We start from the raw sequence: 18558 nt of genomic DNA on the forward strand, positions 1-18558 counted from the left end.
TCGGCCCTTGCTAAGCTTGGGCGGCCCCGACCGGGAGGCCACCATGCCCGATTTCGTCGCCGCCGCGCTCGCATCCGCCGTTTTCTGCCTCGGGGTGATCGCGCTCAATGCGCTGACCCGCCTCGCGCTCCAGGCCCATCTGGCGCCGGACGGCCTCGCCGAGAACGGGTTCCTGCAATACGGCGGCGCGCTGCTGCTCGCCGGGACGACCTATCGGCGGGCGACGCGGGTGCCGCAGCGGTTCGCCGCCGAGTGACGCGTCTCCGGCGCGAGAAAGGCTTGCGTTTCAGCGCCTTGCTCTGAACGGCTGAGCAACGGGATGACTTCGGCCTCGCCGCGCGATGACGGCCTGGATGGCCGTCTCCGTCCTCACAGGAGCGATCGTGGCCGGGCAGAAAAAAGCCTGCCGCGAGGCGTTCGCGGCAGGCTCCGGATCGGTGAAGGGCCTCGCCCCGCGGGCGAGGCCGCCCCTCAGAAATACGACTTCAGCACGCCGCGGCGGCGCACGTCGAGGGTGGCGCAGTGGAACGAGCCGCCGAACGGGCCGTAGGACAGGAACGGCGCCGGGATCGGATCGAAGCCCCAATCCTTCAGGGCCTTGATCAGGGTCGGCTGGCTGGCATCGACGACGATCTTCTTCTCATCGATGGCGAGCACGTTGATCGAGGTCCACGGCGAGCACATCGAGATCTTACTCATGAAGCCCGAGACGGGGTCGGGGCGCGGGGCGATCAGCACGTCCCACTTCTTGAGCACCGCCGGGAGCTTCTCGACGTCGATGTAGTCGGGGTTGACCAGCACCTTGCCCGGCGCGAGCGGCATGAACGACGAATCGATGTGCATCGGCTGCGGGCAGCGGCTCTCGATCTCGTGGATGCGGAAGCCGGGGCCGAGGTGGCGGCGCAGCCACTCGATGCCCATCAGGTTCGTCACGTTCGAGCGGGTCACGAACAGGTCGCGGCCGCAGCGCACGAAGTCGGCGGCGTCGAAGACCGGCTCGAACTCGTTGACCGTGAACTGCATCGGCTCGCCGGCCTTCAGGTTCGGCACCCGATAGTCGTAGTTGTAGAGGTCGTCGGTGAGCTGCGGGCGCGGCGCGGAGGTCCACCGCGCGCCGGCGCGGAAATATTCCTTGAACAGCGAGCGGTAGGCGTCGCCCTCGAAGTAGCGCGAGCGCCAGCACATCGGGCTCTCGATGATCTCGTCGCCGATCACGAGGTACGGGTCGCGCGGGCAGGCGACGCAGAAGCCGCGCGAGGTCCAGCGCGGTGCCTTGAACTTCTTCGAGAAGTCGACCGAATCGGGGCGGCGGACCTTCACGCCTTCGCCGGCCAGGATCGAGATGAAGTTGTCGAGCTCGGCCTGGGCGAGCTTCTTCATGAACTTCGGATACTTCCAGCCGGACGCGAAGCGATAGAACGGCTGGGCTGCCCGCGGCAGGTTGAAGATCACGGTCAGGTGATGGGTCGGGATCGTGGCGCCATCGAGGGAGCCGACGATCACCTCCTCCAGCGGATCCCACTCGTTCCAGGCCATCACCGGGCTGTGGGGGGCGGGCGAACGGCCTTCCACCTCGTGGCGGCTCTCGTAGCCCTGCGAAAATCCGTTCGCCGAGGCGTCGTCGATCAGGGCGGAATCCGCCGTGATCTGCGGCTCGCGATCCATTTGAGGCTCCCTAGAAGCGGCATCGCGCGACAATCGTCGCCAGCGTCCACCGCGGGCGCCGCTTTGCTCCCCGGTGTGTCAATCGGGTGATAGACACGGCAGGGCAAAGCTGCAACCTGCCGGTACGCTTCCCGCCACCGGCTAAGCTTCGATGGTCGCTTCGGGTGGGATTTCGACAACACAAGCCTTCGCGATCATTCGAAAGAGGCTGATGAAGCGTCTCACAACACTGGCATCGATCGTTGGATTGGGCACGGCGCTCGCGCTGTTCCTGTCCTCCGGCGTGTCCGATGTCACGGCCGCGGTCGTGAGCGCGGGCTGGGGGACGCTCGCCGTCGTGCTCGCCCGCTTCGCGGCGGTCGCGTGGGCCGGCCTCGGCTGGCACGCGGTGTTCCCCCGGGGCGCCGGGCCGACCCTGCGCGACTGCATCTCGCTGCGCTTCGTGCGCGAGGGCATCAACACGCTGCTGCCGGTGGCGCAGGTCGGCGGCGACCTCATCGGCGCGCGCCTGCTCACCCGCCGCGGCACGCCGGGCGGCATGGCCGGCGCCAGCATGTTCGTCGACCTGATGACCCAGGCGGTGACGCAGCTCGTCTTCACCGTCGTCGGGCTCCTCCTCCTGATGCAGATCACCGGCGACGGGCCGCTGGTCCGCACGGTCTCGGGCGGCGTGCTGATCGCCATTCCGGCGCTCGCCGCCTTCTACGTCATCCAGCGCCGCAGCGGTCACCGTCTGATCGAGGCGGCGCTCAGCCGCTTCGCCGCCGGCCGCGAGTGGCGGGCGCTCGGCGCGATCGACGTGCTGTACGAGAACCTGCGCCGGCTCTACGGCAACCGGGCCCGCGTCGGCGCGGCGCTGCTGATCCATCTCGCCGGCTGGGTCGCCGGCACGGTCGAGGTGTGGGTCGCCCTCAACGCCATGGGCTACTCGATCAGCTTCCTCGACGCCCTGGTGATCGAGAGCCTCGCCCAGGCCGTGCGCGGCGCCGCCTTCGTCGTGCCCGGCGCCATCGGCGCCCAGGAGGGCGGCCTGATCGCGCTCGGCGCCCTGTTCGGCATCCCTGCTGAGGCCGCGCTCGCCCTGTCGCTGGTCAAGCGCGTCGCCGACCTCGCCGTCGGCCTGCCGAGCCTCGCCCTTTGGAACCTGATGGAGCGGAAGGCTTCGGCCTCTCCCGAGCCCGACGGCGCCGAGGCGGTGCGCGAGGGACTCGGCGCGATCCGGGCCCGGCTCGGCCGCCGCCTCGGGCCCGCCCCGCGCGCTCCGGCCTACGGCTTTCCCGCGTCCCGCCCCTCGGCCCCCCTCTCCTCCGACAACGAAGCTGGAGCGCTCCAGAAGTGCGCCTGAACCGCCGCACCCTCCTCGCCGCAGCGCTCGCCACGGTCGCCGCCTCGGGAACGCCGCAGATCGTCCGCGCCGCCGAGGATCCGGCGGTCGAGCCGATCCGGCGGCTCTACGCCAAGTTCGAGGAAGCGCTGAAGAACGGCGCGGGCGACCTCAAGAGCCGGCTGGCGATCGTCGGCGACACCCTCGCCGCGACCTTCGACACGCCGGCCATGGTGCGCACCGCCGTCGGCCCGAAGTGGAAGACCTTCAAGCCCGAGCAGCAGGAGGCGCTGACGGAAACCTTCGGTCGGTACTTCGTCACGCTCTACGCCAACCGCCTCTCGCAGGCGGCGGGCGGCAAGTTCGACATCAAGCCGCAGAGCGAGGAGCGCGGCCCCAACCGCGTCGTCTCCACCCGCGTCTCGAACAAGGACGGCGACGAATCGGATGTCGATTACGTCGTCAACGCGAGCAACCGGGTGCAGGACGTCCTGCTCAACGGCAATGTCAGCGAGGTCGCCTCAATGCGGGCGAGCTTCGCCGATCCACTCAAGGGTGGTGCCGACGGCCTGTTGAAATTCATGCGCGACCGCACCGACGGAATGCTCGCCGCCAAAGTCTCGCCCCGAGAGTAGGGGCTTAGAAGCGATCCCTCCTGCCGAAGCGCCTTCCCGATTCGGCAGCAACGAGTCCCTCAGGACGAAGAGGCCCGGAGCCGGCCGCGACCCGGTCGGGTCGGCATCCGGGCCTCGATCCATCCCGAACGCCGCCCGCGGCCCCGACCCCAGACAGCAGCGAGCAACGCCGCGCCATGGACCTGAACGAGCTGCCGGCCTGGATCGCGCCCCTGCTTCTGCTGATGGCGCTCGCCGGTTGCGTCTACGCCCTGCTCGCCGCCTGCCTGGTCGGCCGCTTCGCCGCCCGACCGTCACCCGCTCTGGCACAGGACGCGCCGCGGCCGAGCGTGACGATCCTCAAGCCGCTCTGCGGCCTCGAGCCGGACCTGTTCGAGAACCTCGAGAGCTTCTGCCGCCAGACTTACGCCGGCCCGCTGCAGGTCGTGTTCGGCGTCCAGAACGCCGCCGACCCGGCGCTCAGTGTGGTGCAGCGCCTGCGCGAGGCCCATCCGCGCCTTCGGATCGACCTCGTGGTGGATGCGAGCCAACACGGCTCGAACCGCAAGGTCTCCAACCTCATCAACATGTCGGAGCGGATCGCCCACGAAGTCGTGGTGCTGGCCGACAGCGACATGTCGGTGAAGCCGGACTATCTGGAGCGCGTCGTCGCCGCCCTGTCGCAGCCGAACGTCGCCGGGGTGACCTGCCTCTACCACGGCGTGCCGGGTGAGCGCGGCCTCTGCGCCCAGCTCGCGGCGCTCGCCATCGACGTGCAGTTCGTGCCCAACGTCATCCTCGGCACCACCTTCGATCTGGCCCGGCCCTGCTTCGGCTCGACCATCGCGATGACGGCCGAGTCGCTCGCCCGCATCGGCGGCTTCCGCGCCTTCAAGGACGATCTCGCCGACGACTACGCCATCGGCGAGGCCCTGCGCGCCGAGGGCGGCACGGTGGCGATCCCCGCCCTCACCATCGGGCATGCCTGCGTCGATACCGAGCTGTCCGGCCTGTGGCGGCACGAGCTGCGCTGGAACCGCACCATCCGCAACGTCGATCCCAAGGGCTATGCCGGCTCGGTCGTCACCCACGCCTTCCCGCTGGCCCTGCTGGCCGCGCTGATGCCCGGTGCCGGCTCCGGCGCGCTGGCCGTCGCCGCCCTGGCGCTCGCCTGCCGCATCCTGCTGTGCCTTCGCATCGAGCGGGCCTTCGGGCTCGCCCCCCACGCCTACTGGCTGTTGCCGATTCGTGACATGCTGTCCTTCATCAACTTCACCTGGAGCTTCGTCTCGGGTGCGGTGACATGGAAAGGTCACGATTACCGTGTGGTTGCGGACGGTACGCTGATTCCGGAGCACGGCCTCGGTCGCGAGTCGCGCGCCACCTCGGTCTGAACTCTCAAAACCTCACATGAATACTGTCCCGAGCCTTGAGGCCTTGAACCCCATGCGCACGCTCTTCCTGCAGGCCCCCACCTTCGACGGCTTCGACGGCGGCGCCGGCTCGCGCTACCAGGCCAAGCGCGAGATCAAGTCGTTCTGGTATCCGACCTGGCTGGCCCAGCCGGCGGCGCTGGTGCCGAACTCGAAGCTGATCGACGCGCCGCCCCACAACATCAAGCTCGACGAGATCGTGGCCCAGGCCAACGACTTCGACCTCGTGGTGCTCCACACCTCGGTCCCGTCCTTCAAGTCCGACGTGAAGACCGTCGAGGCCCTCAAGGCCGCCAACCCCCGCCTGATCGCCGGCCTGATCGGCGCCAAGGTCGCCGTGGACGCCGCCGGCGCCATGGCCCAGGCCCCCTGCATCGATTTCTGCGCCCGCAACGAGTTCGACTTCACCGTCAAGGAAGTCGCCGAGGGCGTGCCGATGTCGGAGATCAAGGGTCTGTCCTATCGTGACGCCAACGGCGTCGTGGTCCACAACGAGGACCGCGAGATCATGACGGACATGGACCAGCTGCCCTTCGTCACGAGCGTGTACAAGCGCGATCTCGAGATGGAGAAGTACTTCATCGGGTACCTGAAGCACCCCTACATCTCTTTCTATTCCGGCCGCGGCTGCAAGAGCCGCTGCACCTTCTGCCTGTGGCCGCAGACCGTCGGCGGGCATACCTACCGCACCCGTTCGGTCGCCCACGTGATCGAAGAGATCAAGTACTGCATGAAGGAATTCCCTCAGACGAAGGAATTCTTCTTCGACGACGACACCTTCACCGACAACCTGCCCCGCGCCGAAGAGATCGCCCGCGAACTCGGCAGGCTCGGCGTGACGTGGTCGTGCAACGCCAAGGCCAACGTGCCCCGCGAGACCCTTAAAGTCCTCAAGGAGAACGGCCTGCGCCTTCTGCTGGTCGGCTACGAGTCCGGCAACCAGAAGATCCTCAACAACATCAAGAAGGGCATGCGCGTCGAAGTCGCGGAAAAATTCACCAAGGACTGCCACGACCTCGGCATCGCCATCCACGGCACCTTCATCGTCGGCCTGCCCGGCGAGACCAAGGAGACGATCCAGGAGACGATCGCGTTTGCCAAGCGCATCAACCCGCACACGATCCAGGTCTCGCTGGCCGCGCCCTATCCGGGCACCTTCCTCTACAAGCAGGCGGTGGAGAACGGCTGGCTCGACGTCGAGAACGCCGAGCTCGTCGACGAGAACGGCGTGCAGATCGCCCCGCTCCACTACCCGCACCTGTCGCACTCGGAGATCTTCTCCGCGGTGGAGGAGTTCTACCGGAAGTTCTACTTCCGCGCCCCGAAGATCGCCTCGATCGTCAACGAGATGGTCCGCTCGCCCGAGATGATGAAGCGCCGTCTGCGCGAGGGCGTCGAGTTCTGGCACTTCCTGCGGGACCGCAAGGCCGCCGCGTAACGCCGACCATCGGCATCGAGTGCAGGAATGGCCGGGCCCCGGGGCCCGGCCATTCCTGTTTCAGGGCTCCGCGCCTGACCCGCGAGGGGCCTCGCCCTCGCGACACCCGAGACATGGGGCAGAGCTTGAAGCGACTGGTCGTCACCGCCGACGATTTCGGCCTGAGCCGCGCGGTCAACGAGGCCGTCGAGCAGGCGCATCGGGACGGCATCCTCACCGCCGCCAGCCTGATGGTCTCGGCGCCCGACGCCGCCGACGCCGTCGAGCGCGCACGTCGCGTGCCGTCCTTGCGGGTTGGGCTGCACCTCGTTCTGGTCGAGGCTTGGCCGACGCTGCCCGCCGCTCAATTGCCGGATCTCACCGACGCGCAAGGTCTGATGCGGCGCGACATGGAGCGGCTCGGCCTCGATCTCGCGCTGAAGGCGAGCGCCCGGCGCCAGCTCGCCGCCGAGATCCGAGCCCAGTTCGAGGCGTTCCGCGCGACCGGCCTCCCCCTCGACCACGTCAACGCCCACAAGCACTTTCACATTCACCCGCTGATCGCCGGCATGGTGCTGCGGATCGGCCGTGAGTACGGAATGCGGGCGCTTCGGGTCCCGCGCGAGCCGCGCGACCTGCTGCGCCGCGCCGAGCCCGGCTTCGAGCCCAGGCCCGCCCTCGACACCGCCCCCTGGGCCGCCCTCCTCGCCGTCCGCGCGCGCCAGGCCGGCCTGCTGATCCCGACCCGGACACTGGGCCTCGCATGGTCGGGGGCCATGACTCCGGAGCGCGTCACCGCCCTGCTGCGCCATCTGCCGGACGGGTTGACCGAGCTCTACACCCATCCTGCGACAGCGGGCGGTTTCCCCGGCGAAGCGCCCGGCTACCTGTACGCGGCCGAGCGGGACGCACTGGTCGCACCGCAGGCGCGGCAGGCCGCCGACCGGAGCGGGGCGGCGCGGGGCGGATTCTCGGATTTCCTCTCCTGAGCCTCTTCGCGGCGGGATGCCCCCGGCTTAGCCGCGCGAGAACCTGCATGACGGCCTCGCGCGTCGTCCGCAGACGGTCCGGCAGACGGTGCGATCGGACCCGATCCATCATGCCGGGGCCGATGCGGCTGCGGATCGCACGCTGATCGAAATCAACGCCGGGCGAGGCGTCGAAGGGCATGTTCCGAAGGGAGACGATTCCGAAGGGAGCCGTCGCTCGAACTCCGCCTGCAATCGACCGGACGGAGGCCGGCCGCTCCCCATCCGAGAGGCACGCAGATCCATGAGACGACGCGTCACCCTCAAGGGGCTCGGTATCGCGGCGGGCTTGGCCGGCGCCCTGGCCGGCACCCCCGCCTCGTCCGCCGGGCTCGATTGCGGCCCGCCGCCGGCACCGCACCCGGAAGCCGATGCCGTCCTGACGCAGGCGATCGTTTCGCCGCAACTCGACACGAATGCCGGCACGGCGTTCGCTTCCGCCGTCCGGCGTCTCAGGAGCGAGGGCGTGCCGCGCGGTCATCGTCGATCACGCGGTGGCCGCCTATTGCCCGCTGGTCGCCCGCGACGGGAGCCTGACACTCGATCGCCAGCGCGAGGCGGTCCGCCGCTTCGCCTCCACCCTGACGAGCCTCGTCTACGATCCCCCCGATCCGACGCAGGGCGAGACCGCGTTCATCCTCAGCCTGCCGGTCAAGCCGGCGCTGTCGCTGCAGATCGATGCCGCCGCGGCCAAGGCGGGCAAGACCCGCGACGCCTGGATCCTGGAGGCGATCCAGGCCCGATTGGCGGGCGACTGAGCCCCCGGAGCGGGGGCTACTTCACCGCAGCGGGCTCGCGGACGACCTCGCCCGGCGGGCGGGCGGCTTCGGTGCCCTCGGGGCGATCCGCATCCGGCTGCTTCGGCGGCGGCCCGAGGAAGGCCGGCACCACGAAGAACGCCGCGATCAGCGTGAAGAACAGCGACAGGGCGAGCAACTCGCCCATGCTCGCCGTGCCCGGATGGCTCGACAGAATCAGCGAACCGAAGGCCGTTCCGGTGGTCATCGCCGAGAAGAAGATCGCCCGCGTCAGGCTGGAGGCCAGCATGTCGACGACGCCGGCGCGCCACGCGATGACGTAGTAGATGTGGAAGGCCACGCCCACCGCCAGCATCAGCGGCAGCGCGATGATGTTGGCGAAGTTCAGCGGCATGCCGATGACCTTGAGCGCCATCAGGGTCCACAGCGTCGCCAGCACCAGCGGGCCCAGGGTCATCGCCACGTCCCAGGGTTTGCGCAGCGCGACCGAGAGCAGGATGAAGATCAGCGCCAGCGCCGTCAGGCCCGCCTGAACGAAGGCGCCCAGGATGGTGTAGCTCGACTCCGTCGTGGCCACCGGCGCGCCGGTGGCGTGCGGATCGATTGTCTGCACCTCCTTGGCGAAGCGGCGCAGCACCTCGTCGTTGTTCGAATCGCCCTTCGGATGCACCTCGATGCGGGCACGGCCGTCGCTCGTCACCCACTCGGCCTTGAGGGGCTTGGGCAGGTTGTCGAGGGTGATCTTCTTCGGATCGAGCAGCCCGGACAGGCGGCTCATCAGCGTCTTCAGGTCGGTGGTGAGCGCGACGCTGGCCGCCTCGCGCTTCTCCGCCGGGGCGGCGGCGAGGGTATCGAGGGTGCCCGACAGGCGATCCGCCGCCTTGGCGCCCGCCGAATCGCCGTTGGCGATGGTCTTCAGGGCTGCGGCCGTGTCCTTGAGCGCCTTGACGTTCTCGGCATCCGTCGGCGGCGGCGGCTTGCGGGCCGGGTTGAGGGCGGGGGCGAGGAGCTGCGCCGTCTCCTGGATGGTGGCGAGCTTCTGGTCCTGATCGCGGGGCACGAAGGTGTCGATCGAGATCACCTTGGCGACCGCGTCGAGCCCCTCTAGGCGCTTGGTCAGCTCGGGAACCGCATCGACGTTCGGAGCCAGCACGTCGATCGAGTTGGGGCTGGTGGCCGGGTCCTTGATCAGGTCGAGATAGGTCGCGATCGATTCCACCTTCGGGCTGCGAAGATGCATCGGGTTGGAGTCGAACGGCAGCTTCAGCAGCAGCGGGATGCCGGCCACCGTGATCAGGCCGACGAAGATCAGCACCCATTTGCGGTGCTCGATGATCCAGTGATCGACGCCCGCCATCCACGTCGTTTCGACCGCCCGCTTCTCGCCGCGGGGGTTGAACACCGCGATCAGGGCCGGAAGCAGGGTAAGGGAGAACAGGTAGGCCACGATCATGCCGACGCCGGCGATGAGGCCGAGCTCGGACACGCCGCGGAACTTCGTCGGCAGGAACGCGAAGAAGCCGGCGAGCAGCGAGACCGCCGCCAGGGTCAGCGACCAGCCGACGCCCCGCGCCGCGCCGCGCAAGGCGGCCTCGACATTGCCGAGCTCGTACCGGTCGGCGCGGTAGCGCACGGCGAACTGGATGCCGAAATCGATGCCGAGGCCCACGAACAGGGCGGCGAAGGCCACCGAGATCGGGTTCAGCTCGCCCACCATGAGGAGCCCCAGCGCCGCCGTGACGACGAGGCCCGAGAAGGTGGTGATCAGCACCGCCACGACGAGCGGACCGGAGCGCAGGGCCAGCCACAGGAACAGGACGATGGCGGCGGTCGTCAGCGAGTAGTTCAGGAAGGCGTCGTCGGCGAGGGTGGCGAACTCGTCGTCGGCCACCGCCACCGGACCGGTCAAGCGGATGCGCAGACCGTGGGCGGCGTCGATGTTCTGCTCGGCGGCGACCCGCCGGATCAGCTTGGTCGCCTCGCGGCCCGGTTCCAGGGCGTTGTAGTCGAGCACCGGCTGGATCATCACGAACTTGCGCGTGTCCGTGGTCTCGCTGCGCCCGCCCGCGAGCAGGGTCTGCCACGACATGCGCGCGCGCTGGCCGTCGAGCACCTTGCGCAGGGTGTCGTCGATCTGCGTCATCGGCTGCGCGAGATCTTCGAGCTTGGCGTCGCCGCTCTTCACGCCCTTCACGCCGAGACTGAGCACCCGCATCACGCCGCGCAGCGACGGGTCGGCGGCGAGCGGCCCGAGGAGACCCTGCTGCTCGATCAGGCGCTGGGTCGTCTGCTCCAGCTCCTCCTGCGACATCAGCAGGAGGCCGTTGCGGTCGAAGAACGGCCCGCCGTCGGGCCGGTAGACGGTCTCGATCTCGGAGCGGTGCGATTTGAGGGCCTCGGCGAAGCGCACGGCCGCCTCCTCGGCGATCTCCGGCGTCTGCCCGTCGATGACGGCGGCGACGAGGTTCGTGCGCTGCGGGAACGCTTTCTCGAAGGCGATCTCGTCCTGGCGCCAGGGAACGCTCGGCTCGATCAGCCGCTCGACATCGGTGTTGATGCGGAACAGGTGGGCGGCAGCGCCCGCGCCAGCGACCGTGAGGAGCGCCGCGGCCACCAGTACCAGCCAGCGGCGCCTGACGGAAAACGCGACGAGACGTTCGATCACGTAAAACCCTGCCTGCCTAACGATCCGGCCTGTCCCCGCGTGACGACGGGCCGGGACGTCCTGTCCCGTCCTTCACCCGCGACACAGGACGCGGCGTCCTCAGCAGGCGGCGACGCGCCGAATCGATCCTCGTCATGACCCGCGGGACGTGACCCTCGCGAGCAAGAAACCCGGATGGGACGCCGTCGGTCGGCAGCCCCTTGTCCAGCGGACACCGGATGCGCGGGGAGACGCGAACAGACTCCACGCCGATCATCCGTGTCGTTGGCGCGCTACCTACTTGTCCCGGCGAGGGAATGCAACGCGCCCCGGCAAACCGGCCCACTCCGGCGACGATCGTGCGATTGCGCACTGCAACCCGATTGCGCGGGGATATCGCTTCGCACAAGCGTGCCGGCGGATATCGTCTCGAGGCGACGCTCTGACGACGGGTCAGGCCAGGCGGCAACGGGTCGTAGGGCAAACGAGTCCTGGGAAACCGGCACGGACCGTGCACGAGAAATCGTGAACTCGTTCCGTCCCCTGCGGTTTGCCCTGTACGGGAAAAGGTCAAAAATCCGCCGCAGAAGGCGGAAATCAGGAGATCATTCCGTTCCGGATCGCACGATCGCCGGCTTCCTCCCAGAGGCCGGCAGCCGGCTGCGACACCGGCACGACACACTCCCTCGAAATCGCGCCTGACAAGCGCCCTCTCGGAACGGTTCCAGCCTAATGCGCTGGAATTTCTGTCCTTCTCACGCTAAGCAGCCCGGCTAAGTCCGGAACCACAGCATCTAAGGAGCCGCGTCTTGGGAATCCCCATACGGTACGTCGCGAAGATCGGCGGCTACATCCTCAAGCAGCACATCACGGGGCGGAAGCGCTATCCGCTCGTCATGATGATGGAGCCGCTGTTCCGCTGCAATCTCGCCTGTGCCGGCTGCGGAAAGATCGATTACCCCGACGAGATCCTGAACAAGCGCCTGCCGGTGGACGAGGCGCTGGAATCCGTGCGCGAGTGCGGCGCCCCCGTGGTCGTGATCGCCGGCGGCGAGCCGCTGCTCCACAAGGATCTGCCGCAGATCGTGCAGGGCATCATCGCGCAGAAGAAATTCGCGATCGTCTGCACCAACGCGCTGCTGCTCGAGAAGAAGATCAAGGACTACAAGCCGAGCCCCTACTTCACGTGGTCGATCCACCTGGACGGCGACAAGGAGATGCACGACCAGTCGGTGTGCCAGCGCGGCGTCTACGACAAGGCGGTCGCGGCCATCGCCAAGGCCAAGGAGATGGGCTTCCGGGTCACCATCAACTGCACCTTCTTCAACAACTCGTCCGCCGATAAGATCGCCGACTTCTTCGACTCGGTGACCCGCATGGGCATCGACGGCATCACCGTCTCGCCCGGCTACGCCTACGAGCGCGCCCCGGACCAGAAGCACTTCCTCAACCGCAAGGCGACCAAGGACCTGTTCCGCGGCGTGTTCCGGCACGGCAAGGAGAAGGGCCGCGAGAAGTGGACCTTCCAGCAGTCGGGCCTGTTCCTCGACTTCCTGGCCGGCAACCAGACCTACCACTGCACCCCTTGGGGCAACCCGACCCGCACCGTGTTCGGCTGGCAGAAGCCCTGCTACCTGCTCGGCGAGGGCTACGCGGCGACCTTCAAGGAGCTGATGGAGGAGACCGACTGGGACGCCTACGGCACCGGCAACTACGAGAAGTGCGCCGACTGCATGGTCCACTCGGGCTACGAGGCCTCCTCGGTGGTCGACTCGGTCAAGAAGCCGTGGAAGCCGCTGGTGCACGCGATCCGCGGCATCCGGACGGAGGGCGACATGGCGCCGGAGATCTCGCTCGAGAACCAGCGCCCCGCCGAGTTCGTGTTCTCGCGCAACGTCGCCCAGAAGCTGTCCGAGATCAAAGCCTCGGGCGTCGACACCAAGCAGGAAGCCCGCAAGCGCACCGCCGCCTGAACCCGGCTTCCACGCTCTGAATGCGAAGACCCGCGCGGCTCCGGCCGCGCGGGTCTTCTCGTTCCGGGATCGACGCCGCGCAGCGACCGGGCGGCCGCTTAGGCCACCCCGAGACCGGGCCCGAGCCGGGCGCGACAGCGGGCGAGCACCGCGAAGGCCGCCGAAGAATCGCGGCCCAGTCGAATCAGATCGCCGAGCCGGGCGCGGCCGCGCAGCAGGGCGCCGAGCACGGCGCGGATGTCGGGCTCACCCTCCGGCGTCAGGGCTGCGGCGGCGAAGGCGGGGAGGGCGCGTTCCGCGGGATCGCAGACGACCCTGATGGCCGCGAAGGGCAGGGCGTGACGGGCGGCGAAGGCGGCGGCCACGTGCGACTCCATATCGACCGCCAGGGCGCCGGTCCGCGCATGAAGCTCCGCCTTGTCGGAAACGGTCATGACCGCGACGTCGGATCCCGCAAGGCCGCCGGCGGCGACGCGGCCCGGCACGCCGCTCAAGGCCGCGGACAGGCGGCGGCTGATCTCGGGATCGACCGGATAATGCGTCCCGGCCTCGACATGCGTCGCGACGACGACGTCCCCCGGCCGCAGGGCGGGATCGAGGCCGCCGGCGATCCCGAAGCTGACGACCGCGCGCAGGCTGCGCGAGGAACGCCCGTCGAGGGCGAGGCCCAGCCGGGCGGGGTTGCCGCCGGCCTGGATCGTCTCGACACCCGGCCCTGCGGCGATGCGAGCCTCGCGGGCAAGGCCCATGACCGCCAGAACCGTGCCGCCTTCCATCGCCGCGTCCCCGGACTGCGCCGCGCGCCGGATCAGCGCGTGACGGTGTAGAGCGAGGCGCCGGCGGCGACGGGCGCCGTCACGGTCGAGAACACGCCCAGAACCTTGCCCAGCTCCGCGAACGGCGCGCTCGACACGTAGACGAGGTCGCGGTTGCGCATGCGGAAGCTCTGCGACAGGAACAGACCCTGCGGATCGCGCAGGTTCACCCGGTACACCACCGGCACCTGAGGCGAGGCCAGCAGCGGCGAGTTCGGCCGCAGCCGCCGCACCACCGCCGCCGGCTCGTAGCGGAAGATGAACACGCCTTCCGGATCGGCCTGGGCCTCGCGCAGGCCCGCGGCGCGGGCCAGCGCCTGCGACAGCGTCAGCCCTTCGGCCGAGAACGGCACCTCGGTGGTCGAGCCGAGCGCGCCGACCGCCAGGAAGGTCTGCGGATCGCGCACCAGCGTCAGCGTGTCGTTCGGGCGCACGAAGATGTTCTCGCGCGGGTTGGCAACCACGGTGCTCATCGGCACGGTGACGGTGCGGTTGCCGCGCGACAGCCGCACGAAGGTCTCGGCCACCGGCGTGCGCACGCCGCCGGCCTGGGCGATGACATCGAGCAGGCGGTCGCCGCGGCCCGAGAGCGGCACGCGCATGCCCATGGCCGCCTCGCCGGTGACGGTGGCCGATTGCGAGACCGGTTTGGTGACGTAGACGAGCACCTGCGGCTGGATCGCCTTGCCGGCGAGCTCGGTCTCGATCAGCGCCTGGACGTCCTGGGTGCGGCGGCCGACGACCTTGATGCGGCCGGCATAGGGGACGGTGATGCCGCCGTCGGGCCCGACCACCTGTTCGGGGATCGTGGCGGACTTGGATCCGGCGGAGAAGCGGTCGGCGACGAGCGGGCCGGAGAACAGGCCGCCGGCCCCGGCTTCCCAGACCTGGACCGCCACGAAGTCGCCGACGCCGATCACCGGCTCCAGGGCCGGCCGGTTGTCGCCGAAGGTGACGAGGAGGCTGTCGAGGGGGCGGGTCCGCAGGGACTCGACGATGGCGGGGGTGACGTCGATGATCTCGTAGCGGGCGAACAGGCCCTCGGCGGTGGCGATGTCGGCGCCGCTCTCGATCGCCGAGGTGGTCGGCCCCGCCGCCGGCAGGATCGAGCACCCCGACACCGCCGTGGCGGCGAGGAGGGCAATGGCTAGAGCGCGCATTCAGATCGCCTGGCGGTTTCTCTCATCGGGTGGGTAGCCGAAAGCGGCCAAGCTGTCCGTGGCGAGGCCGCCACACCGGGCGAGGGAGCACGGAACGGGTCGGTCTTTCCCCGGTGCTCACACTTGTCCCGCGCTCTGCATACGGCGCCTCCCGGAAGCGACGCCGCCCTGCGAGGATGGTCCTGCGGCCTCCGTCCGCTAGCTGTCCGGTTTCGGCCAAGTGCCGGTCAAGCCCAGGCCGAGCCTCGTCCAGGTTTCGGCCCAGTCTCCACCAAGCCGTCGCCGTCCGGTCCGTGGATGGGTCGAGGCGCCCGGCACGGCCCCTCATCGCTCCTGCGAGAAACCGCCATGAGGCCGAATGACTGACCCTCGTCCCGCCGCCCCGACCGTCCTCGTCGTGATGGGCGTCTCCGGCTCCGGCAAGAGCACGGTGGCCGCGCTGCTGGCCGAGAGGCTCGGCTGGACCTTCGCCGACGGGGACGATTTCCACACGGCGGACAGCATCGCCCGCATGCGCGGCGGCCATCCCCTCGACGATGCGGCGCGTCAGCCCTGGCTCGAACGCATCCGCACCTGGATCGACGGGCGGCTCGCGGCCGGAGAGAATGCCGTCATCGCCTGCTCCGCTCTCAAGCGCGCCTACCGTCGGACCCTGATCGACGGGACCGCTCGAGTCCGCCTCGTCTTCCTGGAGGGGAGCCGGGACATCATCCAGAGCCGGGTCCGGGCGCGCCACGGTCACTTCATGCCGGCGACCCTGCTCGACAGCCAGTTCGCCGCCCTCGAACCGCCGGGACCGGACGAGGCCCCGATCACCGTCGGCATCGAGGAGAGCCCCGACGCCATCGTCGCGGCGGTCGCGGCGCAGCTCGACATCCCGGCAGACGACGTCTGCGGATAGGGGAGCCCACAGGAGAGCTCATGGATATCGCCCTCGTCGTCTCCGACGTCGACGGAACGCTCGTCACCGACGACAAGCAGCTCACACCGGCCGCCGTCGAGGCGGTGCGGCGACTCGGCGCGGCGGGCATCGGCTTCACCGTGGCCTCCAGCCGGCCGCCGGTCGGGCTGCGCCACCTGGCGGCAGCGCTCGACCTCAAGCTGCCGATGGGCGCGTTCAACGGCAGCACCGTGTGCACGCCCGATCTCCGGCCGCTTTCGGAGCGGCTGATCCCCGAGGCGGTCGCCCGCGAGGCGGCCGCGCGCCTCGACGCGGGCGGCATCGATCTCTGGGTCTTCGCCGACGGGGTCTGGAACCTGCGCGACGACCAGGCCCCCTACACCGACCTCGAACGCCGCACCCTGCGGACCGAGCCGAAGGTCGTACCGGATCTGTCGCCGCTGCTCGGGCGTGCGGCCAAGATCGTCGGCGTGAGCCGCGACGATGCCGGGCTCGCGCGACTGGAGAAGGCGCTCGCGGCGGATCTGGCTGGGCGGGCCGCCGTGCATTGCTCGCAGCCCTACTACCTCGACGTGACGCCGCCCGGCATCGACAAGGGCAGCTTCGTCGCCGATCTCAGACGGCGCCTCGGTCTTCCGCGGGAGCGAATCGCCACGCTGGGAGACGCGGCCAACGACATCGCCCTGTTCCGGGAGAGCGGGTTGTCGATCGCCATGGGCAACGCCGGTCCCGCCGTGCAGCGGGCGGCCTCAAGGGTGACGCTGGGCAACAACGAGGACGGATTCGCCCGCGCGATCAACCGGTTCGTGTTCGGCGACACCTGAGGTTCGCGCCCGCCGCCGCCGCGGCCACCTGTGCCCCTTCTGCGACAGGGGCGGGTCCGCGCGCTCCGGCATCCTCAGGGATTTCCCCGGGCTCCACGTTCCCGCCTCATTTGGCCCCGACCGAGGCGAGACAAACTGAGCCGTAACGAGCGATCCTCGCGAGGCTCCGCGATCGCCGCCCTCCGATCGGAGCGTGCGGCCGGTCAGCCGGAGACCCGAGCGAGGCGCCCAAAACGACCGGGTCTCCCATGCGCCTTCTCCTCGCCGCCCTGCTTGCCGCCGCTCCGGCGTCGGCCTTCGCTCAAGAGGCGGCGCGGGACAACATCGATGCGCTGATCGCCGAGCAGGCCCGGGCCAACAAGGTGCCCGAGGCATTCGTCCATCGCGTGGTCAAGCGCGAGAGCAACTACAACGCCCGCGCCAAGGGCGGCTCGGCACTCGGCCTGATGCAGATCAAGCACGCCACGGCGCGGGGCCTCGGCTATACCGGCGACGCCGCCGGGCTGTTCGATCCCGAGACCAACCTGAAATACGGCATCGCCTATCTCGCCGGCGCCTATCGCGCCGCCAAAGGCGATCTGGAGCAGGCCTATCGCTACTACAACCGCGGCTACTACTACGCCGCCAAGCGCCTCGGGATCGATGCCACGCCGCCCGACGACGCGGGCACGACGACCGTCGCCGCCGCGCCGCCCGCCAACGCGACCGCCCGCTCCGCCAACGGCTTCGACGGCCTGTTCGCGCTGCGCGGCAGCTCGACCGGGACCACTTCGGGCAACGCTCCGGCGGGAGGGGTTCAGCAGGCGCTGGCCTACGCCGCGCCGGGCCCGGGGCCGACCGACGCCGTGGAAGTCCCGCTGCCGCCCCGCCGCCCCGCCGCCCTTTCCGGCGGCGCCGAACCGGTTCAGGTGGCGAGCCTCGCGCAGCCGATTTCAGCGCAGCCGCAGGCCGCGGTTCAGGCCGCCGCCCAGGCTCAGCCCGCTCCGCAAGGCACGGCCGCGCCGCAGGTGGCCGCCGCCATGTCCGACGCCGTCGAGGTGCCGCTGCCGCCGCGCCGCCCCTCCGAAACCGTGCTCGCGGCGATCGCCCGCCCGCCTGTCGCTGTGGCCCGCAGGACCGCCGAGCCCGCTCCGATCCTGGAGGCTTCGGCCGCTCCCGGCACGCCGTGAATCCAGCGTGCATCAGCCGCCTGTCCATAGCCAGACCGGCACTCTAGCCAGTCGCCTTTCCTGCGGTTATACAGCCCGCCTCGAATCTCCGTTACTCAACGCGGTGCCATCGGCGATCCTCCGATCAGGAGGATGGGCCTTGGGCGCCCTTTTTGCCTGAGGTACACTCCCATGGCCGTTCCGAAGCGAAAGACCTCCCCCTCCCGCCGCGGCATGCGCCGCTCCGCCGACGCCCTCAAGGCCCCGACCTATGTCGAGGACAAGGACTCGGGCGAGCTGCGCCGCCCGCACCACATCGACCTGAAGACCGGCATGTACCGCGGCCGTCAGGTGTTGAAGGTGAAGTCCGCCGAGGCGTGATGATTGTGGGCCGCCGGCGCGTCCGGCGGTCGCCATCTGACGGTCAGAACCGTCGTCCGGAGGCCGCGGCCCGTGCGTAGAGTGCGGCCGCGGCCTTCGTGCGTTCAGGGCGGGCCGGGCGTAGTGTGGGATCGGCGCTGACGATCAGCTGTGTCAGGAAGCCCGCCATCGGGCGGCCGCCCCGGAGGCGGGGCCCGGCGCCGTTGCAGGATCCGGCCACGAGGGCGCGCGAGGACGCCTCCGGGCCGGCGACGCGGCCCTGATCGGCACAATCGGTCTCGGAACGGTCCATCTCGCACCACGCCTCCGGCCTCGCACGGGTTCGCGTGCAAGGCCGGGGCCGACGTTAACCGGATCTTAACGATCTGTCTCGGGCCATCCGGCGCGGCCGCCAGGACACGGGGAGCGCATCCGCTCGGCCGGAAGCGCTGCTCGGCGGCCGCCGGTGCTCGAAGCCCAACAAAAACAGGGTC

At 69.7% G+C, this 18558-nt stretch carries 17 protein-coding genes; 12 read left to right on the top strand and 5 right to left on the bottom strand.

Annotated elements, in window-relative coordinates; all coding sequences use genetic code 11:
- Positions 1-43: 43 nt before the first annotated feature.
- Entirely contained in the window at positions 44-256 is a 213-nt protein-coding gene (locus HNR01_RS22940) for a hypothetical protein (RefSeq protein ID WP_183670077.1), read from the top strand.
- 215 nt (positions 257-471) lie between these two features.
- On the opposite strand, the gene HNR01_RS22945 is transcribed toward HNR01_RS22940, so the two are convergent.
- Entirely contained in the window at positions 472-1665 is a 1194-nt protein-coding gene (locus HNR01_RS22945; protein WP_183670079.1) for an amidinotransferase, read from the bottom strand.
- A 211-nt stretch (positions 1666-1876) separates the two neighbouring features.
- On the opposite strand from HNR01_RS22945, the gene HNR01_RS22950 reads away from it, so the two are divergent.
- The 6 genes from HNR01_RS22950 (at position 1877) to HNR01_RS27710 (ending at position 8239) form a co-directional block, all read left to right on the top strand.
- The gene (locus HNR01_RS22950; protein WP_183670080.1) at positions 1877-3010 is read left to right on the top strand and encodes an HpnL family protein; all 1134 of its coding nucleotides are present in this window, start codon (positions 1877-1879) and stop codon (positions 3008-3010) included.
- On the top strand, positions 3001-3624 hold the full coding sequence (locus tag HNR01_RS22955; RefSeq protein WP_183670082.1) for an MlaC/ttg2D family ABC transporter substrate-binding protein: 624 nt from the start codon (positions 3001-3003) through the stop codon (positions 3622-3624). Before HNR01_RS22950 ends, HNR01_RS22955 begins: the two co-directional genes overlap by 10 nt.
- 176 nt (positions 3625-3800) lie before the next feature.
- A complete protein-coding gene (gene hpnI, locus HNR01_RS22960) occupies positions 3801-4997 on the top strand; it encodes a bacteriohopanetetrol glucosamine biosynthesis glycosyltransferase HpnI (protein WP_183670084.1) in 1197 nt (398 codons plus the stop codon).
- 52 nt (positions 4998-5049) lie between these two features.
- Positions 5050-6474 (top strand): hopanoid biosynthesis associated radical SAM protein HpnJ, encoded by a 1425-nt coding sequence (gene hpnJ, locus HNR01_RS22965; protein WP_183670086.1) that lies wholly within the window; start codon positions 5050-5052, stop codon positions 6472-6474.
- 125 nt (positions 6475-6599) lie between these two features.
- A complete protein-coding gene (hpnK, locus tag HNR01_RS22970) occupies positions 6600-7442 on the top strand; it encodes a hopanoid biosynthesis-associated protein HpnK (protein ID WP_026105844.1) in 843 nt (280 codons plus the stop codon).
- Positions 7443-7975: 533 nt separating this feature from the next.
- Positions 7976-8239: a hypothetical protein gene (locus HNR01_RS27710; protein ID WP_246417613.1), complete on the top strand. Its 264-nt coding sequence runs from the start codon at positions 7976-7978 to the stop codon at positions 8237-8239.
- A gap of 16 nt (positions 8240-8255) precedes the next feature.
- On the opposite strand, the gene HNR01_RS22980 is transcribed toward HNR01_RS27710, so the two are convergent.
- Positions 8256-10904 (bottom strand): MMPL family transporter, encoded by a 2649-nt coding sequence (locus HNR01_RS22980; RefSeq protein ID WP_017486660.1) that lies wholly within the window; start codon positions 10902-10904, stop codon positions 8256-8258.
- Between the two features lie 788 nt (positions 10905-11692).
- On the opposite strand from HNR01_RS22980, the gene hpnH reads away from it, so the two are divergent.
- A complete protein-coding gene (gene hpnH, locus HNR01_RS22985; RefSeq protein WP_153875460.1) occupies positions 11693-12856 on the top strand; it encodes an adenosyl-hopene transferase HpnH in 1164 nt (387 codons plus the stop codon).
- Positions 12857-12954: 98 nt separating this feature from the next.
- Here hpnH and HNR01_RS22990 read toward each other — a convergent pair whose 3' ends face one another.
- A complete protein-coding gene (locus HNR01_RS22990) occupies positions 12955-13632 on the bottom strand; it encodes a phosphorylase (protein WP_183670088.1) in 678 nt (225 codons plus the stop codon).
- A 32-nt stretch (positions 13633-13664) separates the two neighbouring features.
- A complete protein-coding gene (locus tag HNR01_RS22995) occupies positions 13665-14831 on the bottom strand; it encodes a polysaccharide biosynthesis/export family protein (RefSeq protein WP_183670090.1) in 1167 nt (388 codons plus the stop codon).
- A 358-nt stretch (positions 14832-15189) separates the two neighbouring features.
- Here HNR01_RS22995 and HNR01_RS23000 point away from each other — a divergent pair, with 358 nt between their 5' ends.
- From HNR01_RS23000 to rpmF, 4 genes are all read left to right on the top strand, one after another.
- On the top strand, positions 15190-15732 hold the full coding sequence (locus HNR01_RS23000; protein WP_183670092.1) for a gluconokinase: 543 nt from the start codon (positions 15190-15192) through the stop codon (positions 15730-15732).
- A gap of 20 nt (positions 15733-15752) precedes the next feature.
- Entirely contained in the window at positions 15753-16556 is an 804-nt protein-coding gene (locus HNR01_RS23005; protein ID WP_183670094.1) for a Cof-type HAD-IIB family hydrolase, read from the top strand.
- Between the two features lie 248 nt (positions 16557-16804).
- Positions 16805-17725: a transglycosylase SLT domain-containing protein gene (locus HNR01_RS23010; RefSeq protein WP_183670096.1), complete on the top strand. Its 921-nt coding sequence runs from the start codon at positions 16805-16807 to the stop codon at positions 17723-17725.
- Positions 17726-17896: 171 nt separating this feature from the next.
- Entirely contained in the window at positions 17897-18085 is a 189-nt protein-coding gene (rpmF, locus tag HNR01_RS23015) for a 50S ribosomal protein L32 (protein ID WP_003601373.1), read from the top strand.
- A gap of 43 nt (positions 18086-18128) precedes the next feature.
- On the opposite strand, the gene HNR01_RS23020 is transcribed toward rpmF, so the two are convergent.
- Complete coding sequence (locus HNR01_RS23020; protein WP_017487515.1) at positions 18129-18377, bottom strand: hypothetical protein; 249 nt, start codon at positions 18375-18377, stop codon at positions 18129-18131.
- Positions 18378-18558: the final 181 nt, after the last annotated feature.

Source organism: Methylorubrum rhodesianum (genome assembly GCF_014199985.1).
GTDB lineage: Bacteria > Pseudomonadota > Alphaproteobacteria > Rhizobiales > Beijerinckiaceae > Methylobacterium > Methylobacterium rhodesianum.

What these genes read in the sequence shown, in the direction of transcription:
- HNR01_RS23000 (WP_183670092.1), top strand. Translation starts at nt 15,190, where the DNA reads ATGACTGACCCTCGTCCCGCCGCCCCGACCGTCCTCGTCGTGATGGGC.
- HNR01_RS22995 (WP_183670090.1), bottom strand. Translation starts at nt 14,831, where the DNA reads ATGCGCGCTCTAGCCATTGCCCTCCTCGCCGCCACGGCGGTGTCGGGG.
- rpmF (WP_003601373.1), top strand. Translation starts at nt 17,897, where the DNA reads ATGGCCGTTCCGAAGCGAAAGACCTCCCCCTCCCGCCGCGGCATGCGC.
- hpnJ (WP_183670086.1), top strand. Translation starts at nt 5,050, where the DNA reads ATGCGCACGCTCTTCCTGCAGGCCCCCACCTTCGACGGCTTCGACGGC.
- HNR01_RS22950 (WP_183670080.1), top strand. Translation starts at nt 1,877, where the DNA reads ATGAAGCGTCTCACAACACTGGCATCGATCGTTGGATTGGGCACGGCG.
- hpnI (WP_183670084.1), top strand. Translation starts at nt 3,801, where the DNA reads ATGGACCTGAACGAGCTGCCGGCCTGGATCGCGCCCCTGCTTCTGCTG.
- HNR01_RS23005 (WP_183670094.1), top strand. Translation starts at nt 15,753, where the DNA reads ATGGATATCGCCCTCGTCGTCTCCGACGTCGACGGAACGCTCGTCACC.
- HNR01_RS23010 (WP_183670096.1), top strand. Translation starts at nt 16,805, where the DNA reads ATGCGCCTTCTCCTCGCCGCCCTGCTTGCCGCCGCTCCGGCGTCGGCC.
- HNR01_RS23020 (WP_017487515.1), bottom strand. Translation starts at nt 18,377, where the DNA reads ATGGACCGTTCCGAGACCGATTGTGCCGATCAGGGCCGCGTCGCCGGC.
- HNR01_RS22990 (WP_183670088.1), bottom strand. Translation starts at nt 13,632, where the DNA reads ATGGAAGGCGGCACGGTTCTGGCGGTCATGGGCCTTGCCCGCGAGGCT.
- HNR01_RS22940 (WP_183670077.1), top strand. Translation starts at nt 44, where the DNA reads ATGCCCGATTTCGTCGCCGCCGCGCTCGCATCCGCCGTTTTCTGCCTC.
- HNR01_RS22945 (WP_183670079.1), bottom strand. Translation starts at nt 1,665, where the DNA reads ATGGATCGCGAGCCGCAGATCACGGCGGATTCCGCCCTGATCGACGAC.